General features: G+C 51.6%; 21 protein-coding genes and 1 other RNA gene. 5 read left to right on the top strand and 17 right to left on the bottom strand.

Annotated elements, in window-relative coordinates; genetic code table 11:
* Nucleotides 1–112: 112 nt before the first annotated feature.
* The 3 genes from ABD035_RS10355 to ABD035_RS10345 are packed head-to-tail and all read right to left on the bottom strand — an operon-like array spanning nt 113 to nt 2,520.
* Entirely contained in the window at nt 113–991 is an 879-nt protein-coding gene (locus ABD035_RS10355) for a metal ABC transporter solute-binding protein, Zn/Mn family (RefSeq protein ID WP_212714306.1), read from the bottom strand.
* A gap of 18 nt (nt 992–1,009) precedes the next feature.
* Nucleotides 1,010–1,855 (bottom strand): metal ABC transporter permease, encoded by an 846-nt coding sequence (locus tag ABD035_RS10350; protein ID WP_212714305.1) that lies wholly within the window; start codon nt 1,853–1,855, stop codon nt 1,010–1,012.
* Nucleotides 1,846–2,520 (bottom strand): metal ABC transporter ATP-binding protein, encoded by a 675-nt coding sequence (locus tag ABD035_RS10345; RefSeq protein WP_212714304.1) that lies wholly within the window; start codon nt 2,518–2,520, stop codon nt 1,846–1,848. The genes ABD035_RS10350 and ABD035_RS10345 overlap by 10 nt, the downstream gene beginning before the upstream one ends.
* 723 nt (nt 2,521–3,243) lie before the next feature.
* On the opposite strand from ABD035_RS10345, the gene tomB reads away from it, so the two are divergent.
* Together tomB and ABD035_RS10335 are read left to right on the top strand one after the other, a co-directional pair.
* Nucleotides 3,244–3,624, top strand: coding sequence for an Hha toxicity modulator TomB (gene tomB, locus ABD035_RS10340; protein WP_212714303.1), 381 nt, complete (start codon nt 3,244–3,246; stop codon nt 3,622–3,624).
* 17 nt (nt 3,625–3,641) lie between these two features.
* A complete protein-coding gene (locus tag ABD035_RS10335; RefSeq protein WP_025902459.1) occupies nt 3,642–3,860 on the top strand; it encodes an HHA domain-containing protein in 219 nt (72 codons plus the stop codon).
* A gap of 371 nt (nt 3,861–4,231) precedes the next feature.
* Here the strand turns inward: ABD035_RS10335 and ffs are convergent.
* An RNA gene (gene ffs / locus ABD035_RS10330) (signal recognition particle sRNA small type) lies at nt 4,232–4,328 on the bottom strand.
* 146 nt (nt 4,329–4,474) lie between these two features.
* On the opposite strand from ffs, the gene ABD035_RS10325 reads away from it, so the two are divergent.
* Nucleotides 4,475–4,798 (top strand): MGMT family protein, encoded by a 324-nt coding sequence (locus tag ABD035_RS10325; RefSeq protein ID WP_343869871.1) that lies wholly within the window; start codon nt 4,475–4,477, stop codon nt 4,796–4,798.
* A 16-nt stretch (nt 4,799–4,814) separates the two neighbouring features.
* Here the strand turns inward: ABD035_RS10325 and ABD035_RS10320 are convergent, their stop codons facing one another.
* The 6 genes from ABD035_RS10320 to ABD035_RS10295 all read right to left on the bottom strand — a co-directional run bounded on the left by ABD035_RS10320 (nt 4,815) and on the right by ABD035_RS10295 (nt 11,855).
* Entirely contained in the window at nt 4,815–5,294 is a 480-nt protein-coding gene (locus tag ABD035_RS10320; RefSeq protein ID WP_212714301.1) for a YbaY family lipoprotein, read from the bottom strand.
* A gap of 618 nt (nt 5,295–5,912) precedes the next feature.
* Nucleotides 5,913–7,199, bottom strand: coding sequence for an ammonium transporter AmtB (amtB, locus tag ABD035_RS10315; protein ID WP_212714300.1), 1,287 nt, complete (start codon nt 7,197–7,199; stop codon nt 5,913–5,915).
* A gap of 31 nt (nt 7,200–7,230) precedes the next feature.
* Nucleotides 7,231–7,569 (bottom strand): P-II family nitrogen regulator, encoded by a 339-nt coding sequence (gene glnK, locus ABD035_RS10310; RefSeq protein WP_025902464.1) that lies wholly within the window; start codon nt 7,567–7,569, stop codon nt 7,231–7,233.
* 239 nt (nt 7,570–7,808) lie between these two features.
* Nucleotides 7,809–9,599: a SmdB family multidrug efflux ABC transporter permease/ATP-binding protein gene (locus ABD035_RS10305; RefSeq protein WP_343869867.1), complete on the bottom strand. Its 1,791-nt coding sequence runs from the start codon at nt 9,597–9,599 to the stop codon at nt 7,809–7,811.
* Nucleotides 9,600–11,369 carry a SmdA family multidrug ABC transporter permease/ATP-binding protein gene (locus ABD035_RS10300; protein WP_343869865.1) on the bottom strand — a complete coding sequence of 590 codons (1,770 nt, stop codon included), beginning with the start codon at nt 11,367–11,369 and terminating at the stop codon, nt 9,600–9,602.
* A gap of 24 nt (nt 11,370–11,393) precedes the next feature.
* Complete coding sequence (locus tag ABD035_RS10295; RefSeq protein WP_343869861.1) at nt 11,394–11,855, bottom strand: Lrp/AsnC family transcriptional regulator; 462 nt, start codon at nt 11,853–11,855, stop codon at nt 11,394–11,396.
* Between the two features lie 112 nt (nt 11,856–11,967).
* Between ABD035_RS10295 and ABD035_RS10290 the strand changes: the two genes are divergently transcribed.
* Nucleotides 11,968–13,005 carry a PLP-dependent cysteine synthase family protein gene (locus ABD035_RS10290; RefSeq protein ID WP_343869859.1) on the top strand — a complete coding sequence of 346 codons (1,038 nt, stop codon included), beginning with the start codon at nt 11,968–11,970 and terminating at the stop codon, nt 13,003–13,005.
* 83 nt (nt 13,006–13,088) lie between these two features.
* Nucleotides 13,089–13,784, top strand: coding sequence for a 7-cyano-7-deazaguanine synthase QueC (queC, locus tag ABD035_RS10285; RefSeq protein WP_212714296.1), 696 nt, complete (start codon nt 13,089–13,091; stop codon nt 13,782–13,784).
* 215 nt (nt 13,785–13,999) lie between these two features.
* Here queC and ABD035_RS10280 read toward each other — a convergent pair whose 3' ends face one another.
* The 7 genes from ABD035_RS10280 to tig all read right to left on the bottom strand — a co-directional run bounded on the left by ABD035_RS10280 (nt 14,000) and on the right by tig (nt 23,272).
* The gene (locus tag ABD035_RS10280) at nt 14,000–14,332 is read right to left on the bottom strand and encodes a ComEA family DNA-binding protein (RefSeq protein ID WP_425579719.1); all 333 of its coding nucleotides are present in this window, start codon (nt 14,330–14,332) and stop codon (nt 14,000–14,002) included.
* Between the two features lie 142 nt (nt 14,333–14,474).
* On the bottom strand, nt 14,475–16,343 hold the full coding sequence (gene ppiD, locus ABD035_RS10275; protein WP_343869854.1) for a peptidylprolyl isomerase: 1,869 nt from the start codon (nt 16,341–16,343) through the stop codon (nt 14,475–14,477).
* A gap of 244 nt (nt 16,344–16,587) precedes the next feature.
* Complete coding sequence (gene hupB, locus ABD035_RS10270; protein WP_212714294.1) at nt 16,588–16,860, bottom strand: nucleoid-associated protein HU-beta; 273 nt, start codon at nt 16,858–16,860, stop codon at nt 16,588–16,590.
* Between the two features lie 198 nt (nt 16,861–17,058).
* Nucleotides 17,059–19,410: an endopeptidase La gene (gene lon, locus ABD035_RS10265; RefSeq protein ID WP_343869850.1), complete on the bottom strand. Its 2,352-nt coding sequence runs from the start codon at nt 19,408–19,410 to the stop codon at nt 17,059–17,061.
* A gap of 193 nt (nt 19,411–19,603) precedes the next feature.
* Nucleotides 19,604–20,875, bottom strand: coding sequence for an ATP-dependent protease ATP-binding subunit ClpX (gene clpX, locus ABD035_RS10260; protein ID WP_212714292.1), 1,272 nt, complete (start codon nt 20,873–20,875; stop codon nt 19,604–19,606).
* 125 nt (nt 20,876–21,000) lie between these two features.
* Nucleotides 21,001–21,624 (bottom strand): ATP-dependent Clp endopeptidase proteolytic subunit ClpP, encoded by a 624-nt coding sequence (clpP, locus tag ABD035_RS10255; RefSeq protein WP_212714291.1) that lies wholly within the window; start codon nt 21,622–21,624, stop codon nt 21,001–21,003.
* Between the two features lie 343 nt (nt 21,625–21,967).
* A complete protein-coding gene (gene tig, locus ABD035_RS10250; protein WP_212714290.1) occupies nt 21,968–23,272 on the bottom strand; it encodes a trigger factor in 1,305 nt (434 codons plus the stop codon).
* Between the last annotated feature and the right edge of the window lie 220 nt (nt 23,273–23,492).

Genomic DNA, 23,492 nt, shown 5'->3' with positions numbered 1-23,492 from the left:
TCAGGCCCAAAAAGCCAAAATATCCCTTAAAAAACAATGCCGGTCACCTTAAGTGACCGGCATTAGCCATTTCTGGCCGTTTTTTTGATGCGGAGGGTATCCGTTCCGGGGACTATTGCATGCTCTTCAGCAATTCTCTGACATTCAGCTCAAATGCCTGCTGATAGGTCGCTGCCGGCCCCTTCGCTGTCGACAACGCTTCAGGGTATAACTCCCCGCCCGGTGACGCGTCAGCAGCCGTGGCTATCTGCTGTACCAGACGGGGATCCGTCTGATTTTCGATAAAATAGCGGTGGATATGATCCGCTTTCAGCTGATTAATTAACCCCGCCACGGTGGAGGCGCTGGCCTCTTCATCGGTATTCAGACCAATCGGTGACATAAATTTCACACCATACTCATCGCCGAAATAACCGAAAGCATCATGGCTGGTCAGTACCTGACGCTTACTGGCCGGGATTTTTGCAAACGCGGCCAGGGTCTGCTTATCCAGATTCTCCAGTTGCTGAATATAGGCTTCCCCCTGCTTACGGATAGCGGCCGCATCTTCCGGGTCCGCTTTCTGCAGGCTTTCGCTGATATTCCGCGCATAAATGACACCGTTCGCCAGACTGTTCCAGGCATGCGGATCGGTAATTTTAACCCCGTCACTGATCATGGTCCGCGGCGTCACACCTGCGGAAGCGACCACCACCTTCCCCTGGTATCCGGAGGCCTGGATAAGTCTTTCCATCCAGCCTTCCAGCCCAAGGCCGTTAATGATAACCACATCGGCCTGAGCCAGAGCCACACTGTCACGCGGTGCCGGTTCAAAGGTATGCGGGTCACCATCCGGCCCGACCAGGCTCTTAACATCCACGTATTGCCCGCCGATTTGTCTGGCCATATCAGCGGGGATAGTAAAACTGGCAACCACATGCAGGGTCTTCGCCATCACGGCTGGTGCAAATACTACCCCGCTGAATACTATCGCCATCAGATATTTTTTCATCACTATCACCTTCTGTCATTAGCTGGCGGAGGAACGGAAAATTCCGCCACAAGGACCGGCACACACGGAAACAAAAAACAGCACCGTAGCGCAGAGAATAACCGCAGGACCGGCAGGTAAAGACCAGTACCACGACGCAGAGAGCCCGCACCAGGCAGAGAAAATGGCCAGCACAATGGCAACCAGTAATATTTTTTCGAGCCTCCGGCTCCAGAACCTGGCGCTGGCGGCAGGTAACATCATTAAGCCGACGGACATTAATGTGCCCAGGATCTGGAAACCGGCCACCAGGTTCAGCACCACCAGAATCAGGAAAATCCCGTGGACGACCGGCGCATGCCAGCGGCCCTGCATCTGCAGAAAATGGGGATCGAAGGCATCGATTACCAGCGGCCGATAGATAAGGGCCAGCACCACCAGACTCACGGCGGAGATTGTGGCAACCATGATTAACGCCTGACTATTCACGGCCAGCAGCGATCCAAACAGCACATTCAGCAGATCGACGCCGGAACGGCGCAACGAAATCAGCGTTACCCCGAGGGCAAGCGCCCCCAGATAGAAACCAGAAAAGCTGGCATCTTCTTTCAGCGGAGTGAACCGGCTGACAACCCCGGAAAGTAACGCCACGGATAACCCGGCGATTAATCCGCCGATGCCCATCGCCACCAGCGATAGACCGGAGAGAAGATATCCCATGGCGGCGCCCGGCAATACCGCATGAGAAAGAGCATCCCCTACCAGGCTCATCCGGCGTAATGAAAGAAAGACACCGAGAGGCGTCGCGCTGATAGCAATGGCGACACAGGCCACTAATGCCTTGCGCATAAAGGCAAATTCAATAAATGGCTGAACTAACAACATAGGTTTAATGCCTTTTCCTGCGTTTCTGTCGTGTGGTACCAGTGCGCGTTATCACCTTCCAGTGATATCACATGGCGAAAGTTCTGCATCACCAGCCGCTGATCATGCAGAACGACGACAATTGTTTTACCGGTGTGCTGCTGCTGATGGATTAATGCCATGAGTGAGGTGATAGTTTGCTGATCGACACCGCTGAAAGGCTCATCCAGCAACCATAAATCACTTTGCTGCAGTAACAGACGAGAAAAAAGCACACGCTGCAGCTGCCCGCCGGACAACATCGCAGGCCTGGCATCCGCAAATGCAGCCATGCCGGTAGCTTCCAGCGCCTGATGGATCTCTTGCCTGAGTTCCCGGTTAATGCTGCGAAACCAGCCGGTCCGGGGCCAGCAGCCCATGGCGACCAGTTCATACACCGTTAACGGGAACTGGCGTTCCAGTTCACTGCGTTGCGGCAGCCAGCCTATTTTATTCCGCGGTAAAGCGACCTCACAGTGACCACTGACGACCGGCAACAGTCCCGCAACGGTTTTTAAGAGCGTTGATTTACCGCAGCCATTCACGCCCACCAGTGCGGTCAGTGTGCCGGCAGAAATTTCGCCGTTAACTGTCGGAGTTACCGCCCGCCTGGCATAGCCCGCGCGGCATTCAGAAAAGCGTATCATCCCAACACTCCCCAGCTGACACCAGCCACAAGAAACAGGATAACCAGCCCTGCCACAATAAGCCGGCTGAAGGCGGAGAGAAGGAGTGGGCTGCTATACATAGAACACCAAAGAGTAAAAAACGTTATAACATTACATGTTAGAAAAAAAGCCGGCTAAAATAAAGAGGTTAAATGTTTCCAAATATCATACAAAAATCACCGATGAAAGGATTGCTAATTCCGGGGCTTCGCTGCAAACTATGAGCCAGTGTTGTGAACTCTGCGGGCCACCGGCCTCCTTCTGAGAATGTCGCAGGTCATTTCTGTTCGCTGTATTAGTTACTCAGTAAACAGTTAAGCTATGATTTTAAGAAAAGTCTTTATTGATAGATTCAATCGATAGATGTTAGTTTGCTGATATGCTTAAATCCGGTTCATACTCAGCACGGACTGTTTATACATTAAGTTTTTTTCTGCTGAATCCCCTGCGAACCGTGACGTAATTTTCATCAAAATAACGATTAACCCTATTCACTCTGGTAAAATAAGACAAACACCGCAGAGTAAACTAATATTGTTATGGTGGTTCAGCAGATAAAAACCCTGAAGATATTGCGCAGGATTTAGTCACAGGAATATCTCTGCTACTGATCTATCCTTATTCTCTCTGAACAGAATGAATCATTACGAATCTTCTTTATGCGGAATGGCTCCCGACAGAGCCTGATAAGAGGTGGAAAAGATGGATGAATACTCACCTAAAAGATATGATGTAGCACAGCTTAAATTTTTGTGTGAAAATTTATTTGATGAAAGTCTGGCTACCCTCAACGTCCAGGAATCGTGCTGGATTAATGACCCGACATCGGAAGGAAATCTTCAGCTGCATGATTTAATTGAGCATATTGCAGCCGTCAGTATTATTTATAAATTAAAACATAGTGAAGATGAACTACTGATTTCACAGGTAGACAAATATCTTGACGATACATTTACATTATTTAGTGGTTACACAGTAAATAAGCAGGACTTTAATTACTGGGAAGCCTCATCAGGCAAGTTATTTAGATTATTTTTTGAAGCGAGTCTCTGTCAGGAAAACGGACAAAGTCTCACACATTAACCAGGAGTCGTTTTATCATGAGTCAAACCCCATTAACCAAGACAGATTATCTGATGCGTCTGAGGCGTTGCCGATCTATCGATACTCTCGAGCGGGTGATCGAAAAAAATAAATATGAATTATCAGATGAAGATCTGGTGGTTTTTTATTCGGCAGCTGACCATCGTCTTGCGGAGCTGACTATGAATAAACTGTACGATAAAGTGCCTGCTACCGTCTGGAAATATGTTCGTTAATGTCACTGAGTTTCACCAGAATAAATAATCATAATTACTATTAAGGTTCCGGTTCCCCTGGCAAGAAACTGTTGAATTCGCTTTTCGCTTATCACGCGGGGGTATGATATCCGGCTGATTTCCGGACGATGAACCCGCAATTCTGAAGACTGCGTCGATGGAATGCCCCTGCATCGCTGATCCCCTTGCGGGTACGTCAGGCCGGATGCCATCACCGATCCGCAGGATCCGTTATTGCCCAATGAATCTGTGAATCTGTGAATCTATGAATCTGTGAATCCGGACTTATTCTATAGAAATAATCAGGGAGTACTGACTCAGGCTGGAATTTTTTAGTGGGAGCAAAAGAGGAATAATTCGTTGGGTGGGGCCCCTGCCAGCGACATCCCGGCACATGCGTCATCTGTTACGGCTGCTTCCTTCCGGATCTGACCGGGTTCACAGATTAGCATTGCGGGAGAACCAACAGGGTCCCCATTGATGAGCTCTGATCTCTCAAAGCGAGTGCATTATCAGTGATGGCATCATGAATTGCAAGTCTGTGAAACCTGACCGTTGTTTTCTTGAACATTCCCGCTATGATCCTCCTCTCTGAGGTTTATCCGGAAGTTATCATGTCTGAAGAATTATCATTTCGGGAAAGAGTGTGGCTGATCATTGCTGCCATTCCTTATGGCCGGGTGAGCACCTATGGCGAGATTGCTCGCCTGGCAGGTAGTCCCCGGGCGGCACGTCAGGTCGGTGGTGTGCTTAAAAAATTACCGGAAGGCTCATCCCTGCCCTGGCATCGGGTGGTCGACAGGCAAGGCAGAATATCGTTGCAGGGAGCAGATTTCAGACGTCAGCAGCAGGCGCTGGAAGCGGAGAATATCGAATTTACCCCGATGCAGACAATTGATTTAGAAAAATACCGCTGGCCAGGGCATTCGTCGCCCTGACCTCACGGTTTAGCGGTTACGGCGTACCAGGAGACACCTGGTCCACAGGGACCGCAACTTCAGGAACTGCCACCAGCGTTAAATCCTGACGCTGTGTCGCCGGTGATGTGACCGGTTGCAGCGATTCAGCAGTGAAAATCACGCGTCCGTTCAGACTGATAGCTGCACTCAGCAACACCTGTCCCTGAGAACTCACATCGGCGGCATTAAACGGCAGACGGTAGTGGAAAGGCGCCTGCTGACCGGAGAGTCGCGTCACTTTCTGCGCGATCACTTTGGTCGGCCCGGTTCCCCCGGAAGCATCAGACAGGGTCACGGTCAGAACCGCACCTGGCGGCAGAGCGATACGTTGACGTACATATACCGCTCCGGAGATCACCGGCTGGTTACTGGTGGCGCTGATCACCGGTGCCGGTGCTGGTAAATCCGTCCTGTCAGCACAGGCCGTCACAGTCAGAGCCACGGCTAACCCTGTAATAATATGCATTGATTTCATTGATGTCGTCTCCTTATGAACAAAATGAACAACGGAAGTCTATAGTAAGCCAGTTCTGCATATTCGTTACCACTGAATATAATTTTGGCAGAAAATATAATTTATTCCTGCAGACAGGGGGCAAAACCCGGATACGACCGGATAATAGGAATAATCCTGGTTATTTTGCTGCGGCGGTTTCCGCCACGACAGCAACTGAATATTCAACCGCTTACAGAGCGATGGTTCCCCCATCAAAGCACCGGCAGATGCCCACTAAGAAACCTGAGCAGCCGGTCGGCAACTGATGCCGGCGCTTCCCCGGCGCTCTGGCATACCCTGATATCAGTCCTCATCGTGCGCTTACCCGCATGCCGGAGATAATGCTGCTGCAAACGGGTGAAGAATGATGGCGGATAAAGGGAGGTCTGAGGCGGTGATAGGGAATTAACGTGTTTCCCGGCACCGGGTGTGGGAGTGATCTGCACGGCAGTGGGGTATGGCTGGAAAGTGATATCGCGCGACTCACAATGCCGTTAAGGGGATGAGGGGAGCCGACGCCGGATCCCGCCAAAAAAAAAGGGCGATAATCTATCGCCCTTTTTACTTCCCGGGTCATCGCCCGGGATGAAGACTCACTTACTGGTTGTAAGCATTTTCGCCGTGACTATTCACATCCAGACCTTCACGCTCCTGATCTTCAGGAACACGCAGTCCGACAATCAGGTCAGCCACTTTAAAGGCAATAAAGGCAACCACACCTGACCAGACCAGAGTGACCAGGCAGCTCAGCAGTTGAACCCAGATCTGATGGCCCATCGTAACTCCGGCAGCATAGCCGACACCACCCAGTGAAGAAGAGGCGAAGACACCTGTCAGGATACAGCCCAGGATCCCGCACACACCGTGAACACCGAACACGTCACACGGGTCATCAACACGCAGGAAACGTTTCAGAGAGGTCACACCCCACAGACCTGCCAGACCCGCCGCCAGACCGATGATCAGCGCGCCGCCAACACCGACATAACCACACGCCGGAGTGATTGCGACCAGACCTGCGATGAATCCTGAGCTTGCACCCAGCAGTGAAGGTTTACCACGCAGGATCCACTCACCGAATACCCAGGTCAGAACAGCGCCCGCGGTAGCAACCACCGTATTCAGGAATGCCAGAGCGGCGATTTCGTTAGCCGATGCCGCCGAACCGGCGTTGAAACCAAACCAGCCAACATACAGGATCGCCGTACCGATAAAGACCATCGGCAGATTGTGTGGTTTGAATGCCTCTTTACCGAAACCGGCACGTTTACGCAGCATGTAAGCTCCCACCAGCGCAGCCACCGCGGCATTGATATGAACCACTGTACCGCCTGCGAAATCAAGCGCACCATCCAGAGCCAGTAACCCACCGCCCCAGACCATATGAGCGATTGGGAAATAAGAGAACGTTGCCCAGATCAGGGTAAAAATCAGCACCGCAGAGAAACGTACACGTTCAGCTAAACCACCCAGTACCAGACCGACGGTGATGCAGGCAAAAGAAGCCTGGAAAGCCACATGAATGTACTGATAGATCGTACCCATTACGGCTTTCAGCTCAATCCCTTTCAGCATCACCCACTGGAAACCCCCAAAGTAGTTGTTACCTTCAGCAAAGGTCAGAGAATAACCGTAGATAACCCAGATAACACAGACCAGAGAGAACGTTACCGCGACCTGGGTCATCATGGAAAGGACGTTTTTGCCGCGGATAAGACCGCCATAAAAGAGCGCAATACCTGGCACTGACATAAATAACACCAGTGCGGTACAAATCATCATAAATGCATTATCTGCCTGGTCTGCCACTGCAGGTGCAGCAAACGCCAGTGAAGGCGAAAGAGCCGCTCCGGCTAAGGCCAGTTTTGTCAGAAGTTTATTCATTTTTTCCCTACCTCAACAATCAACGGCTAAATTAAAGCGCAGCTTCGTCTGTTTCACCGGTACGGATACGAATGACCCGCTGCAGTTCAGACACGAAAATTTTCCCATCACCAATCTTACCGGTGTAAGCAGCTTTACTAATAATATCAATAACTTCATCAAGCTGATCTTCGGCAATAGCAATATCAATTTTTACTTTAGGTAAAAAATTTACACTATATTCCGCACCGCGATAAAGTTCGGCGTGCCCTTTCTGGCGACCGAAGCCTTTCACCTCAGTGACGGTCAGGCCCTGGATACCTACGGAAGATAATGCTTCACGCACGTCTTCTAACTTAAATGGCTTAATCACCACGGTTACCAGCTTCATATCACTCCCTCCGGGTATTGAAATTATCAGTTACATTGAACCTGGACTATCTTAAGCAAATGGCATGCCATCTGTATAATTTCATAAATTATTTTTCTGATATGCGACGATAGCGGGCTGTTAACGGATTTTCAGAACAGAGAGGATGGCGGGAATAAAAAAATTCAGGCCTGATGCACCACGATAACGCCGGCGGCACTATTGTGGTGCATTCATCAGAACAGTCTGATTAAAATGTACTAATTGAGTGCATTGCCGGAAGCGGGAAAGTCTGCAGTGCGATGTGATAGCTCATTACCGGCCTGTTGTAACTGATACATCTGCCGATAGCGGCCACGGTGGTCCAGTAGTTGCTGATGTGTTCCCTGCTCGATAACCTCCCCTCTTTCCAGAACCAGAATCGTATCCGCCGCCGTGATGGTCGATAACCGGTGAGCGATAACCACCAGGGTGGTATTCTTACGTATCTGGTTCAGCACCTGCTGAATCGCTTGTTCTGTCCCGGAATCGATACTGGCCGTTGCCTCGTCCAGAATTAATAATACCGGGATATCGACCAGGATGCGGGCCAGTGCCAGCAGTTGTTTTTGTCCGGCGGACAGGCTTTTCCCCTGCTCTCCCATCCGGGTATGAAGCCCTTCAGGCAGAGACTGAAACCATTCCATCAGTTTGACCTGCTCCAGCGCGGCCATGACTTTCGACGCGCTAATCTCTCTGCCCAGACAAATATTTTCCAGTAATGTATCGGCCAGGATCACCGGATCCTGCTGCACCATACCAATCCCTTTACGCAGTACAGCATGGCTTAACTGCGAAATCTTCCGGCCATCAAGCGTAATTTCTCCCTCTGCAATGGGGTAATAGCCCATCAGCAAACCGGCCAGCGTGCTTTTTCCACTCCCCGTATGTCCGACCAGAGCCAGGAATCCCCCGGAAGATAACCGGCAGTGAATATTTTTCAGCACCGGCTGACCAGGCTTATACGCAAAGGAAAGATTATTGATGGTCAGAGCCCCGGTTTTCAGCGCCCGGTGGTCCGGACCATATTGCTGGGCCGGCGCATCCATCAGTTCAAAGATACGCTCGGCCGAGACGACCGCCTGCTGTAACAATGATTGCCGGGTAGTCAGTTCAATTAAGGGTTCTTCGATACGTCCCAGATAGGCGATAAACGCATACAGGACACCCACTTCAAAATGTCCGGGGGCCGACAAGCTAAATAGCAGTACCAGCAGAGACAAAATAATCGCCGAAAACAGATTTAATAACGGGCGCAGTAAGAAAGCATCCAGTCGCAGAATTTTCATCCGCGCCTGATAGTGGTTTTCGTTATGCTGACGGAGCTGTTCTGCAAAATACTTCTGCCGCCGGAACTGCTGAATCACCGTCATTCCGCTGATCACCTCATTGAGGCTGTTATTAATATCCGCGAGGAAGGTTCGCACCTGACGGGCGATACCGGTACTGTAACGCTGGTAGATAATCATTACGGCGATCACCAGCGGAAAAATACCGGCGGCAATCAGCGCCATTCGCCAGTCCAGAATAAACATCGCCACCAGCATGGAGATGATCAGGACCCCGCTACGCAATACACTGCCGACCACAGAAATATATAAATCTCTGACCACTTCACTGTCATTGGTGACCCGGGAAACAAGCTGCCCCACCGGCCGGGTGTCAAAAGCCGATAATGGCTGACGCAGGGCTGCATCCATCACTTCACAACGAATTTTCCGGACCACCCCGATAGCGACCCGGTTAAACAGCAGTGACTGGCGGTAATTAAAAACGGCCGCCAGTATTTGCAGCAGCAGAAAGCCGCCCCCCAATGCCAGCACCGGCAACCATTGCCATTGCCGGGTACTGATAAAATGATCGATAAAGTAGCTGACCAGAGCAGGCCCGGTCACCTGTGCCGCAGAAGCCATCACCAGCAGAAGCACTGCCATCGTCAGTGGCTTTTTCCAGTCCCGCCCGTAGGACAGCAGACGCATTAATGTTTTCGTAAAAGAGACTGGCTGCGACACTTAATGCTCCTGAGACTGAGGGTGTTCGGTACGGTGAGACAGGGATTCAGCAATTTTCTGATATTGCGACATTTCACGGTACCATCCGGCGTCTTCCGCCAGCACTGCCGGTGTTCCTCGCTGGGCGATCCGTCCCTGCTGCAGTACCAGGATCTCGTCGGCCCCCTGTAACGCAGAAAGACGGTGGGCCGTTATGATCACGGTCTTCCCTGCCCGCCATTCCTGCAGTCGGGACAGGATGCGTTGTTCTGTTTCACCGTCCACGGCGGAGAGCGCATCATCCAGGATCAGGATTTCTGCATTCATCAGCAGCGCCCGGGCCAGAGAAATACGTTGTTTTTGTCCGCCGGAAAGCATAACGCCCCGTTCTCCCACCTGCGTGTCATAACCGTCAGGTAAGTGCAAAATATCGTCGTGGACAGAGGCCAGCAGCGCCGCCTGCTCTATCCGCTCACGACTGGCCCCGGGATCTCCCAGCGCAATATTGTTCGCAATCGTGTCTGAAAACAGAAACGGTGTCTGATTAACCACCGACAGGCGCTGACGCCAGCCATCCAGCAATAATGCCGGCAGCGGATAGCCGTGATAGTCAATGCGCCCTTCACTCAGATCATAATGCCGCTGAATCAGCGAAAGTAAGGTGGTTTTCCCGCTGCCTGTCGGCCCGCAAATCCCCAGCATTCCCCCCGGGGGTAACCGGAAACGGACCCCGTGCAGAATGTCGGTCTCCGTGCCGGGATAGCTAAAACGGGTGATCTCTGCCACCAGTTCTCCGCGTGTTTCCGGCAGCGGCTGATCCCCGTCGGGTAACGTGGGTGGCAGCGACAGCAACGCAGAAATACGTGTCCACGCCGCACTCCCCCGTTCAACGATATTGAACATCCAGGCCAGCGCCAGCATCGGCCAAATCATCAGGCCCAGATACATAACAAAACTGGTGAGCTGTCCCAGCGTCAGCTGATGATGCCAGACCATCCAGCCGCCTCCGGCAATGGCCAGAAAGTTAGAACAGGCGATAGCCAGATAGATCGTTGGCTCAAACAGAGCATCGACCTTTGAAACGTGAAGGTTGTCCCTGCTGGTCTGTGCCGTGGTCTCAGCAAACTGTGCTGACCGGTGATATTCCAGCCCGAAAGCTTTGATCATACGGATACTGGTCAGACTTTCCTGCGCCTGATCGTTCAGGGACGAGAATGCGGCCTGTGCGGCGCGGAAACGCTGATGTAATTTTTTACCACAACGATTAATGACCCATGCCATTAACGGCATCGGGAGCAGTGCCGCCAGGGTGAGCTGCCAGCTGATTTGTGTGCTCATCACCACCAGTACCGCCAGCCCCATGACCAGCGAATCGATCAGCGTCAGTACCCCTTCTCCGGCAGCAAAAACCACCCGGTCCACATCGTTAGTGGCCCGGGCGAGCAGATCCCCGGTCCGGTACTGACTGTAGAATACCTGACTCTGCTGGCTGAGCTGGCGATAGTATTTTTCCCGCAGTACCAGCGCCAGCCGGTAAGATGCACCGAACAGAAGGATCCGCCAGACATATCGCAGCAGATAAGTCAGTAGTGCGGTGATTAAGATAAGCGAGATCCAGCCCGTCAGCTGGCGGGTTCCCAGACTATGGTGTGTCACCCCATCGACAATAATACCGACCAGCCGGGGCGGGACTAACTGCATCAGAGAAATAATAATCAGCAAACTGACCGCGCCTGAGTAGCGCCGCCATTCTGAAGAGAAATACTCACGTAAATAGCTAAATAACTGCACAAAGAGATCTCATGATGTCGCGTTTTAAACGCTCAGCGGAATGGCCGTGGTATATTTAATTTCTTCCATCGCAAAACTGGAGGTGACTTCGGTCAGACCATCGAGGCTTTCGGCCAGCTTTTTATATAAAGCATCATAACTTTTCATGTCAGCAACCTGAATACGCAGCAGATAATCATACTCCCCCGCCATCCGGTAGCACCCCATCACTTCCGGTAATCCGTTGATCAGGTCCGAAAAGGTCTGATACCACGCTTTACTGTGTTGTCTGGTTTTTACAAACATAAAGGCGGTCAGTCCCAGCCCCAGCTTTTCACCATCCAGCAGGGTGACACGGCGGCGTATAATGCCATTATCTTCCAGTTTTTTCAGCCGCTTCCAGCAGGGCGTTGAGGTCAGGTTAACCGCCATGGCCAGTTCCTGAAGGGACAATGTACTGTCCTCCTGTAACAGAGCGAGCAGCTTTCGGTCAGTTTTATCTATCATAACGCCCCCATGGAGAATATCTTTCTCTTATTCTGCCATTTTAAACCGTATTTAGTGACCTTTTTTTCCGCAGGGTGCTTTATGCTATTTTTTTATTTCCGGAGATAAAACCATGGCTGATACCTGGGTACGCGATGCTGTTAACGAACTTAATGCTGACTTCCGGCGCTCTGCCGATACACACCTGATCCGCTTTAGCCTGAAAGAGTATCCGGGAATTCATTTCTACCTGAAAGATGAGAGCACCCATCCCAGTGGTAGTCTGAAGCACCGGCTGGCACGTTCCCTCTTCCTCTATGGCCTGAGCAATGGCTGGATCAATCAGCATACCCCGGTCATCGAAGCTTCTTCCGGGAGTACAGCCGTTTCTGAAGCCTATTTTGCCCGTCTGCTGGGGTTACCCTTTATCGCTGTGATGCCCGCCAGTACAGCCCGGCGTAAAACAGAACAGATCAGGTTCTATGGCGGTCAGTGTCACTTCGTGGCAACCTCGTCTGAAATCTATCAGCAGTCTGCACAGCTGGCCCGCGAACAACAGGGGCATTATATGGATCAGTTCACCTACGCAGAGCGGGCCACCGACTGGCGCAGCAATAATAATATTGCCGAGAGTATTTTTCGTCAGATGCAGGATGAACCCTACCCGGTGCCACATACTCTGGTAATGAGTGCCGGTACCGGAGGGACTTCCGCTACGCTCGGTCGTTACATCCGCTATCGCGGTGCCCCTACCCGCCTTCTGGTGACCGATCCGGAAAACTCCGTCTTTTATGATTACTGGAAACACCGGGATCCCGGACTGAACCACTCAGCGGGCAGCAGGATTGAGGGTATCGGTCGCCCACGGGTCGAGCCATCTTTCCTGCCGGATGTCATCGATGAGATGCTAAAAGTTCCTGACGGTGCATCGCTGGCCGGAATGTACGCGCTGGAAAAAATTCTCGGTCGTCGCGTAGGCCCCTCGACCGGCACTAATTTCATCGGGTTGTTACATGTGGCGGAAAAAATGAAAGCCAACGGTGAGTGTGGCTCGCTGGTGACATTAATCTGCGACAGCGGCGAGCGCTACCCGGAGACATATTACAACCCGGCATGGGTCGCAGAAAATATCGGGGATATCAGCGGATTTCAGTCACAACTCCCCTGCTAAAAACACCCTTCTGTGCCGCCAGTTTTGTTCTTTTGTCCGTCAGGCGGTAACATAGGCCGGTATTTTTGACGGGAATATTGATAATGAAAAGCGCTGTAGTAGTTTTTAGTGGCGGGCAGGATTCCACCACCTGCCTGATTCAGGCCCTGAATCAGTATGATGAGGTACATTGCGTCACTTTTGATTATGGTCAACGCCATCGTCAGGAGATTGATGTTGCCCGCCAGCTCAGTCAGCAACTGGGCGCCTGTGCCCACAAAGTGCTGGATGTCACGTTGCTCAACGAACTGGCCATCAGCAGTCTGACCAGAGACAATATTCCGGTGCCTGCCTATACCCCGGACAGCAATGGACTGCCGAGTACCTTCGTACCAGGCCGAAATATTCTGTTTCTGACCCTCGCGTCCATTTATGCCTATCAGGTGAATGCAGAGGCCGTCATCACCGGGGTGTGTGAAACCGACTTCTCCGGCTATCCGGACTGCAGAAACGATTTCGTCAAAGCACTGAACCATGCCGTTGAACTGGGTATGGCCCGTAATGTGCGTTTCGAAACGCCCCTGATGTGGCTGAATAAGGCAGAAACCTGGGCCCTGGCCGATTACTGGAAACAATTGCCGCTGGTGCGTACTGCGACACTGACCTGTTATAACGGTATCCAGGGCGATGGCTGCGGTGAATGTGCGGCCTGTCACCTCAGGGCCAGAGGGCTGGACGATTACCAGCAAAACCCGCATGCCGTGATGGATGCGATGAAGCAAAAAACCGGTCTGCAATAGCCGTTCTGATGCACAGGGGAGCACATTCAGGGCTGCCCCTGTGCTTTCAGACTCCCCGCTACGGACGCAGCTGACTCATCTGCAATCGTTCCGGTATGCTGTGACACCCCTGCTGCGGTGTACTCCTGCGGTTTTCCCGTCTCTGGTCTGTGCTGTCGTCTCTTTGCCCCTGGCTGTGCCGCAAACCGGTCACGCGGCAAAGCAGCACGCCCGGGTCAGAGTGTCAGCCGGCTGAGATTCCGTTCGACCAGGCTGGTGCCCATCCCCGGAACCTCTGCCAACTGCTCTACCGAGGTAAAAGGCCCGTACTGCTCGCGATATTCCACTATCGACCGGGCTTTCTTTAATCCGACCCCGTTCATGGCCTCTGCCAGCATTTCTGCCGTGGCCTGATTAATACTTACTTTTCCGGGACCGGCCTGTTCCTCCGCCACCGGTGCGGGGCTGCCAGCCACTGTCGCGGAAGGGGTGGCAGGAGACTGAAAACTGCAGGCCGCCAGGGCCAAACATAATGAAAAAATCCGGAAGCGTCGTTGTTCCTTTAACATAGTCATGGCTCTCCATAGATGAAAATTCAGCCATACGATGACAGAGCTCTCCGGGACGCGACAGAGTGCCCCGGATAAAAAAACGAAAGGCTGCAAAAAGCAGCCTTTCGGGTTACAGAGTGACATTATTTTATGCGGTCAGTTACTCGGATTGTGCCGCCGCACCGATCTTAATTTTCGCATCATGACGCAGGTTCTGTAACAGCGCGGCAAAGACCAGCTGCGCATTATTCTGGCTCACACCGTTAACCAGTTGAGTGACCTGCGCTGCCGGTAAAGTCCCGGGGATCACTTTATCCAGAGACAGGATAACCACATTCCCCAGCATATCCTCACTGATGCCGTAAGAAGATTTACCTGCTGCCGGCTCCGGCAATGCAAAGGCTGTGGACGTCAGCGAACTCTGGCTATTACGGCTCAGCGTCTCAGCTTCGCCGAATTTCAGTCCGGCAGCATCAAAGGCAGTGGTGTTACCGGCTTTCAGTTCATCGATAACCGACGCGGCCTGTGTGCGGGCCAGCTGCATCGCTTTATCATGCTTAATACGGTCGGCAATCTGCGCTTTGACCTGATCCAGCGGTTTCACCGCTTCAGGTTTGTGCTCTGAAATACGGACCACGAAAGCTCTGTCGCCATCGACACTGATAATGTCAGAGTTGCTGCCCACAGAACCGTTGCTGCCGAGCAGCGTACCGCCGAACAGTACCTGCTTCACCGGATCAAAGTTCAGTGCCGCCGGCACTGAGTCACGGCTGAACCAGTCAGTTTCAACAGATTTCACCCCGGCTGCGCTTTCTGCACCGGCCAGTGAGGTATTGTTATTGCTCGCGGCATCACTCACTTTCTGCTGTAACTTATAGAACTCGCTGACCGCCGCATCCTGTGCGGCCTGCTGCGCTACGGTGTTATAAACCGCAGACAGTGGCTGAACCTGCTGCGGATGAATATCATCCAGACGGGCAATCAGGTAACCGACCGAACTTTTGATCACGCCCGACAACTGACCTTTTTGCGTCAGGCCGGCATTTTTCAGCTCATCCGGCAGAGTGTCCTGTTCCAGCCAGCCCATATCTCCGCCTTTACGAGCAGAAATAGCATCGACAGACTTTTCTTTCGCGAGGGTCGCAAAATCTGCCCCCTGCTTCAGTTGCGCCAGAATAGCCTGAGCCTCGGCCCCGGTTTTCACCTGGATGACACTGAAACGGGTCTGTTGTTGCTGGGTATAGTCGCTCTTATGGCTGTCATACCATGCCTGAACCTGTTGCTGAGTCGGCGTTTTTTGCAGTGCCGAAGCATCCAGTTCAATATAGCTGACGCGGAATTGTTCCGGAGTCATAAAGCTGTCTTTATGCTGCTGATAATAGCTGCTGATTTCATCATCAGAGGCCGTCTGTTTCGCCGCCAGTGCATCCGTATTGAACGCCGCTTCGCGGACGCTGCGGGTCTGCGCTATCAGGCTGACTAACTGGCTGCTTTCATTCTTCAGCACAAAGTCGGTGTTGGTCACCGCATTGACAATCTGACTGGTTACCAGGCTTTTACGCAGCGCAGCGGCGTACTGATCCGCGGTATACCCCATGTTGTTAATCAGACCATTAAAACGGGCATTATCAAACCGGCCGTCAGTCTGGAACGCTTTCTGAGCAAAGATAGCTTCTTTGATCTGCGCGTCACTGACATCAAGATTCAATGACTTGACATACTGTTGCATCAGCGTCTGATCGATCAGGTCAGACATTGCCTGCTGACGCATCTGCTGCATAAATTGCGGGTTAGCGGCCAGTTGAGAGAATTGCGCCCCCAGCTGTTGCTGCTCGCGGCTACGCTCATTGTTGAACGCATTTTCAAGCTCTGCCCTGCTAATCGTCGTGCCATTAACTTTTGCAGCGTAATCGCTATTACCACCAATCAAATAGTTACCCACGCCGGTCAGCACGAATGAAACAATGATCAGTCCCAGTATAATCTTCAGCACGATGTGGCTAGAGGCCGTGCGTAAATTGTCCATCATGGTATGGCAACACTCCGCTGTAGTGTAAATATGACGCTTTACCGTCGCCGTTCAACTCAAAAACCAGCCGACCGAGGTGTCAGCAGTTTTTCATCGTTTTCTGGTGATGCAGCCGCCGGATCTGATTTTACCGGTATCCGGCATAAAAAAAGGCACATCACCATGATGTGCCTGTATGTTACATGAGAACGTCTGCACAGTCCTCAATGCATGAAAGAAATTCCTTTCATGTTGCTAAAATTTATTAATTAACAGAGTCTTTCAGCGCTTTACCTGCACGGAAGCCCGGGACTTTACCGGCCGGGATAGTGATTTCTTTCCCGGTCTGAGGGTTACGTCCGGTACGCTCAGCTCTTTCACGGACAGAGAACGTCCCGAAACCGACCAGAGCAACTTCATCACCGTCTTTCAGTGAATCGGTGACTGCACCCATAAAAGCATCTAATACACGTCCAGCCGCTGCCTTGGAGATATCCGCATTTGCAGCAATTTTGTCGATCAATTGTGATTTATTCACTCTATCATCCCCTTTTAATTTTTCACTTCACCGCCAGGCTACTGCCCCGGTAAAGAACAGCCTTGTTATAGCAAGCATCTCAGCCCGATACAACGGTATTCAGTCCGAATCTTCATTTCCGGCCTTTACGGACCGGAATTCGCTGAAGATCGCCGTCATCCGGCGATCTTCAGCCCTCAGCGAACCCCGTCAGCAGTACTAGTGACTGACGACTTCAAACCCTTCAGGCGCACGTTCCAGTGCCAGACTCAGCACTTCTTCGATACGTTTAACCGGATGAATTTTCAGGTCGGCGATCACGTTATCCGGGATCTCTTCCAGGTCTCGCTTGTTTTCATCAGGGATCAGGACGGTTTTGATACCGCCGCGATGCGCTGCCAGCAGTTTTTCCTTCAGGCCACCGATAGGTAATACCTGACCCCGCAGCGTAATTTCTCCGGTCATCGCCACATCGGCACGCACCGGGTTCCCCGTCAGGCTGGAGACCAGCGCGGTACACATGGCAATACCTGCACTCGGGCCATCTTTCGGGGTTGCACCTTCCGGAACGTGGACGTGAATGTCCCTTTTCTCGTAGAAGTCACTGCTGATCCCCAGTGAATCGGCCCGGGCACGGACAACGGTCAGCGCCGCCTGGATAGATTCCTGCATCACCTCGCCCAGAGAACCGGTATAGGTCAGTTTACCTTTACCCGGCACACTGGCCGTTTCGATGGTCAGCAGATCACCGCCGACTTCGGTCCATGCCAGACCGGTGACCTGACCGATACGGTTTTCTTCGTCGGCACGTCCGTAATCAAAGCGTTGTACCCCGAGGAAATCCTTCAGGTTTTCGCTGTTGATGGTGATGTGTTTCTGGTTTTTATCCAGTAACAATGCTTTCACTGCTTTACGACACAGTTTAGACAGTTCACGTTCCAGGCTACGCACACCGGCTTCTCGGGTGTAATAGCGGATGATGCCCATCAGCGCACTGTCTTCCACCGTAATTTCTTTCGGCTTCAGTGCATTACGCTCAATCTGTTTCGGTAACAGGTGACGCTTAGCAATATTCAGCTTTTCGTCTTCGGTATAACCGGACAGACGGATCACTTCCATACGGTCCAGCAGTGGTGCCGGGATGTTCATGGAGTTTGAGGTCGCGACAAACATCACGTCGGACAAGTCATAATCCACTTCCAGGTAGTGATCGTTAAAGGCGATATTCTGTTCCGGGTCCAGCACTTCCAGCAACGCAGAGGCCGGGTCGCCACGCATATCAGACGACATTTTGTCAATTTCATCCAGCAGGAACAGCGGGTTTTTCACCCCGACTTTCGCCATTTTCTGGATGAGTTTGCCAGGCATTGAGCCAATGTACGTCCGGCGGTGTCCACGGATTTCTGCTTCATCACGAACGCCGCCCAGTGCCATACGCACATATTTACGACCGGTCGCTTTAGCAATGGACTGTCCCAGTGAGGTCTTACCGACCCCCGGAGGCCCTACCAGACAGAGGATAGGCCCCTTGATTTTATTCACACGGCTCTGGACCGCTAAATACTCAAGGATACGATCCTTCACACGCTCAAGACCGTAGTGGTCGGTATCCAGCGTCTCCTGCGCCTTACGCAGGTCTTTTTTGACCTTGCTTCGGCCGGTCCAGGGCACCTGAACCATCCAGTCGATATAACCACGCACCACTGTCGCTTCTGCAGACATCGGTGACATCATTTTCAGTTTCTGCAGCTCAGCTTCGGTTTTTTCTTTTGCCTCTTTCGGCATTCTGGCCGCATCAATTTTACGCTGCAGTGCTTCAAATTCGTCAGGAGCGTCGTCCATCTCGCCGAGTTCTTTCTGAATCGCCTTCATCTGCTCGTTCAGATAGTACTCGCGCTGGCTTTTTTCCATCTGTTTCTTGACGCGGTTACGGATGCGTTTCTCGACCTGCAGCAGGTCAATTTCAGACTCCATCATCGCCATCAGGTATTCGAGGCGCTCTGTGATGTCAGTCATCTCAAGCACAGACTGTTTATCTGCCAGTTTCAGCGGCATATGCGCTGCAATGGTATCCGCCAGACGCGCCGCATCATCGATATTGTTCAGCGATGTCAGCACTTCCGGTGGGATCTTCTTATTCAGTTTTATGTAGCCTTCAAACTGATTGACTGCGGTACGGACCAGGACTTCCTGCTCACGTTCTTCAATCTCTGCAGACGCCAGATAGTCTGCACGGGCTACAAAATGGTCACCGTCATCGGCGAGGGTGTCGATATGTGCACGCTGTAACCCTTCAACCAGTACCTTGACCGTACCATCAGGAAGTTTCAGCATTTGCAGGACAGAAGCAACAGTACCTACTGAAAAAAGATCACCGACGCCGGGTTCATCTGTCGTGGCTTCTTTCTGAGCCACCAGCAGGATCTTTTTATCGTTGTCCATCGCTGCTTCCAGACAGCGTATCGATTTCTCGCGCCCAACAAACAACGGAATAACCATGTGCGGATAAACCACCACATCGCGTAATGGCAATACGGGGATTTCAATGCGTTCGGAACGCTCAGAAGTCATAGAGCTCTCTCTTAGTTAATTTCCGCCAGGTAACAGGCTGCCACCCCATTCGTCTGACCAGGGTGCTAAAGGCCCAAAGATAATTGAGTATATGGGGATGTTGACACCACATTCAATGTCATAAATGCGAGAAAAATGAAAGGGGAAGCAATTTTCCCCTTTCATTCGTTACCGGACTGCCGGAATTGCTGAATTATTCGCCAGAAGCCTGTGCTTCCTGCGTGCTGTAGATCAGCATAGGTTCGGATTTGCCTTCAATGACAGAATCATCAATGACGACTTTTTCAATCCCTTCCATGGACGGTAAATCGTACATGGTATCCAGTAAAGCGGCTTCCACGATAGAGCGCAGACCACGGGCACCGGTTTTACGGGCCATGGCTTTTTTGGCAATCGCCGTCAGTGCTTCATCGCGGAACTCAAGCTCTGCACCCTCGAGGCTGAATAATGCCTGATACTGCTTGGTCAGGGCATTTTTCGGCTCACGCAGGATCTGGATCAGCGCTTCTTCACTCAGTTCATTCAGCGTCGCAACCACCGGCAGACGACCGATAAACTCAGGGATCAGACCGAATTTAATTAAGTCTTCAGGTTCAACCTGGGACAGTAATTCACCTTCAGTCGCTTTCTGAGACTTATCTTTGACCGTGGCGCCAAACCCGATACCGGAGCCGGTTTCGACACGCTGAGCAATCACTTTATCCAGGCCGGCGAACGCACCGCCACAGATAAACAGGATTTTAGAGGTATCGACCTGTAAAAATTCCTGCTGCGGATGTTTACGTCCTCCCTGAGGCGGAACGGCGGCGACTGTCCCTTCGATCAGTTTCAGTAAAGCCTGCTGAACCCCTTCACCGGAGACATCACGGGTGATTGACGGGTTATCCGATTTACGGGAAATTTTGTCAATTTCGTCGATGTAGACGATACCGCGTTGTGCTTTCTGCACATCATAATCACATTTCTGCAGCAGTTTCTGGATGATGTTTTCCACATCCTCACCCACATAACCGGCTTCGGTCAGGGTGGTGGCATCGGCCATGGTGAAAGGCACATCCAGTAAACGCGCCAGGGTTTCGGCCAGTAAGGTTTTACCGCTACCGGTCGGACCAATCAGCAGAATGTTACTCTTGCCCAGTTCAACGCCATTGCTGGTATCACCATTGCGCAGACGCTTGTAGTGGTTATATACCGCTACTGACAGAACTTTCTTGGCTTTTTCCTGGCCAATCACGTAATCATCGAGATGAACGCGTATTTCGCGCGGCGTAGGCAGGGCACTACGTTCACGATGCGGTGCAACTTCTTTGATTTCCTCGCGGATAATGTCGTTGCATAAATCGACGCATTCATCACAGATATACACTGACGGTCCGGCAATCAGTTTACGCACTTCATGCTGGCTCTTGCCGCAAAAAGAGCAGTACAGCAACTTACCTGAACCGTCTTTGCGCTTCTCTGTCATCAGTTAACCTCTTTATAGTTTCGGCTGCCCGCCAGGCCCCAGGGTCAGGCGAGCGACACCCGGCAAAACACTTCCGGCTACTTCAGACTGCACGTCTGACATTGAGTGCAGTGTAGCAAAAAGTTTTATTTACGTTGCGTCAGAATTGAGTCGACCAGCCCATACTCTACCGCTTCTGAGGCTGAGAGGAAACGGTCACGCTCTGTATCATCAATGATCTGTTCCAGCGGTTTGCCGGTATGTTTCGCCATCAATTCATTCATGCGCTGTTTCACTTTCAGGATTTCACGGGCATGGATTTCGATGTCCGATGCCTGTCCCTGGAATCCGCCTAACGGCTGGTGGATCATGACACGTGAATTTGGCAGACAGAAACGTTTCCCTTCTGCCCCCGCCGTCAACAGGAATGCCCCCATTGAACATGCCTGCCCCATACAAATGGTGCTCACATCAGGCTTGATAAACTGCATGGTGTCATAAATTGACATCCCTGCGGTGATCACGCCACCGGGTGAGTTGATGTACAGGTAGATATCTTTCTCAGGATTTTCAGCTTCCAGAAAAAGCATCTGCGCCACAATCAGGTTAGCCATGTGGTCTTCCACCTGGCCGGTCAGGAAAATCACTCGCTCTTTAAGTAAGCGGGAAAAAATGTCGTATGACCGCTCACCGCGCGAGGTCTGCTCAACCACCATTGGCACCAGGGCCATCTGTGATGCTGTCATTTCACGTTCGCCACTGTATGACATAACCGTCTCCTGAATAAAGTTCGTTGGTAACACTCTGTACCGATTTTACGTTAGGAAAGCTACGATTCCCACGAAGCCTGCCTCCTTCCGACAACGTCAGGACGGTTAATCAGCCAGTTTCTTCTCACACTCCCTCATATGTGGGGATAACTGCCAGTAATTCAAGCATAACAATCTTTTGAGGATTCGCGAAGATTATGCATGAGTCTGGCCGATAATCTGCCAGTAGATGATGGAAATATAAAGAAAAAGTATGCCTGCCTGCGGGAAGCTCGCTGTATAAGTAAAAAAGCCCGTGACCATCTGGCTCACGGGCTTCATTTCAGTACACTTCAGACACCACTTATGCTGTCTGAGCCTGGTTCATCAGGTCCTGGAAGCTGGCCGCTTTTTCGGTGACTTTCGCTTTTTCCAGCAGAACGTCTACCGCCTGCTCTTCCAGAGCAACATTACGCATGTTGTCCATCAGCTCTTTATTTTTGCCGTAGAACTCGATCACTTCCTGTGGATCTTCATACGCTGAAGCCATTTCTTCGATCAGGCCTTTAACACGCTCTTCGTCAGCTTTCAGTTCGCTGGTGCGGATAACTTCGCCCAGCAGTAAGCCAACAACAACGCGACGTTTTGCCTGCTCTTCGAACAGTTCACGCGGTAATTCCAGCGCCTGCGCTTCGTTACCACCAAAACGCTGTGCCGCCTGGCGACGCAGAACATCAATTTCGCTGTCGATCAGCGCAGCCGGAACATCGATGTCATTGGCTTTGATCAGGCCATCGATAGTCTGGGTTTTGATGTTGTTACGTACGGCATTTTTCAGTTCACGTTCCATGTTCTTACGAACTTCGGTACGCAGACCGGCAACCGATCCGTCAGCCACACCGAAACGTTTCACGAACTCTTCGGTGAATTCCGGCAGTTCGCGCTGTTCTACTTTTTTCAGAACAATCGCAAACTTCGCGTCTTTACCTTTCAGGTTCTCGGCGTGGTAATCTTCCGGGAACTTAACGTCGATGGTGAATTCTTCACCGGCTTTGTGACCGACCAGGCCGTCTTCGAAACCAGGGATCATACGACCCTGGCCCATGGCCAGTACGAAGTCAGACGATTTTCCGCCTTCAAACTCTTCACCGTCAACCGAACCCGTGAAGTCGATAGTGACACGGTCTTCAGCTGCCGCGGCTTCGCTGGTTTCTTTCCAGTCAGCCTGCTGCTTGCGCAGAGTGTCCAGCATGGTATCGACATCTTCGTCTTTCACTTCTACCTGAGGTTTTTCAACCTCGATAGCGTCCAGACCCTGCAGTTCGATTTCCGGGTAGACTTCAAACTCTACCGCGTAAGTGAAATCTTCACCCGCTTTGTACTCACCCGGGACATACTTAGGTGCGCCCGCCGGATTAATTTTTTCTTTGATGATCGCATCAATAAAGTTGCGGGACATCAGTTCGCCCAGCACGTCCTGACGCACGGAAGCACCGTAACGTTGTTCGATGATGTTGGCAGGTACTTTGCCTTTACGGAAACCATCGATGCGGACTTTCTTCGCTACATCAATCAGTTCTTTCTTCACCGCAGTCTCAATGCTGTCAGCAGCGACTGTGATGGTAATGCGACGGCCCAGGCCCTGTGTGGTTTCAACTGAAACTTGCATCTTGTTACCTCAAAAAATCACGTGCTCGGTCAACTTCAGACATCACGCATTAATGAATACGCACTATCTAACAACCGGGACGGCTTCCGTGAAGAATACTCCGTTCCCTGTTACCAGAAGCGTCCCGAAGACATTCCGGAAAAATAGACGCAGCATTATAGCGGCATCGGGGGAATGAGTCGAGGTGCCACATGCAGTGGATCAGGGCACTGACGCTGAT

The sequence above is a fragment of the Tatumella terrea genome (assembly GCF_039523755.1).
GTDB classification, from domain to species: Bacteria; Pseudomonadota; Gammaproteobacteria; order Enterobacterales; family Enterobacteriaceae; genus Tatumella; species Tatumella terrea.
This window is presented reverse-complemented; position numbering and strand designations above follow the sequence as displayed.

Excerpts from the sequence above, each read along its gene's own strand:
- ABD035_RS10320 (WP_212714301.1), bottom strand. The coding sequence starts at position 5,294 with ATGAAATCAATGCATATTATTACAGGGTTAGCCGTGGCTCTGACTGTG.
- ABD035_RS10280 (WP_425579719.1), bottom strand. The coding sequence starts at position 14,332 with ATGTTAAAGGAACAACGACGCTTCCGGATTTTTTCATTATGTTTGGCC.
- ABD035_RS10295 (WP_343869861.1), bottom strand. The coding sequence starts at position 11,855 with ATGATAGATAAAACTGACCGAAAGCTGCTCGCTCTGTTACAGGAGGAC.
- tomB (WP_212714303.1), top strand. The coding sequence starts at position 3,244 with ATGGATGAATACTCACCTAAAAGATATGATGTAGCACAGCTTAAATTT.
- glnK (WP_025902464.1), bottom strand. The coding sequence starts at position 7,569 with ATGAAGCTGGTAACCGTGGTGATTAAGCCATTTAAGTTAGAAGACGTG.
- ABD035_RS10325 (WP_343869871.1), top strand. The coding sequence starts at position 4,475 with ATGTCTGAAGAATTATCATTTCGGGAAAGAGTGTGGCTGATCATTGCT.
- ABD035_RS10355 (WP_212714306.1), bottom strand. The coding sequence starts at position 991 with ATGAAAAAATATCTGATGGCGATAGTATTCAGCGGGGTAGTATTTGCA.
- clpX (WP_212714292.1), bottom strand. The coding sequence starts at position 20,875 with ATGACAGAGAAGCGCAAAGACGGTTCAGGTAAGTTGCTGTACTGCTCT.
- queC (WP_212714296.1), top strand. The coding sequence starts at position 13,089 with ATGAAAAGCGCTGTAGTAGTTTTTAGTGGCGGGCAGGATTCCACCACC.
- ABD035_RS10335 (WP_025902459.1), top strand. The coding sequence starts at position 3,642 with ATGAGTCAAACCCCATTAACCAAGACAGATTATCTGATGCGTCTGAGG.
- ABD035_RS10290 (WP_343869859.1), top strand. The coding sequence starts at position 11,968 with ATGGCTGATACCTGGGTACGCGATGCTGTTAACGAACTTAATGCTGAC.
- ABD035_RS10350 (WP_212714305.1), bottom strand. The coding sequence starts at position 1,855 with ATGTTGTTAGTTCAGCCATTTATTGAATTTGCCTTTATGCGCAAGGCA.
- lon (WP_343869850.1), bottom strand. The coding sequence starts at position 19,410 with ATGACTTCTGAGCGTTCCGAACGCATTGAAATCCCCGTATTGCCATTA.
- clpP (WP_212714291.1), bottom strand. The coding sequence starts at position 21,624 with ATGTCATACAGTGGCGAACGTGAAATGACAGCATCACAGATGGCCCTG.
- ppiD (WP_343869854.1), bottom strand. The coding sequence starts at position 16,343 with ATGATGGACAATTTACGCACGGCCTCTAGCCACATCGTGCTGAAGATT.
- tig (WP_212714290.1), bottom strand. The coding sequence starts at position 23,272 with ATGCAAGTTTCAGTTGAAACCACACAGGGCCTGGGCCGTCGCATTACC.
- amtB (WP_212714300.1), bottom strand. The coding sequence starts at position 7,199 with ATGAATAAACTTCTGACAAAACTGGCCTTAGCCGGAGCGGCTCTTTCG.
- ABD035_RS10345 (WP_212714304.1), bottom strand. The coding sequence starts at position 2,520 with ATGATACGCTTTTCTGAATGCCGCGCGGGCTATGCCAGGCGGGCGGTA.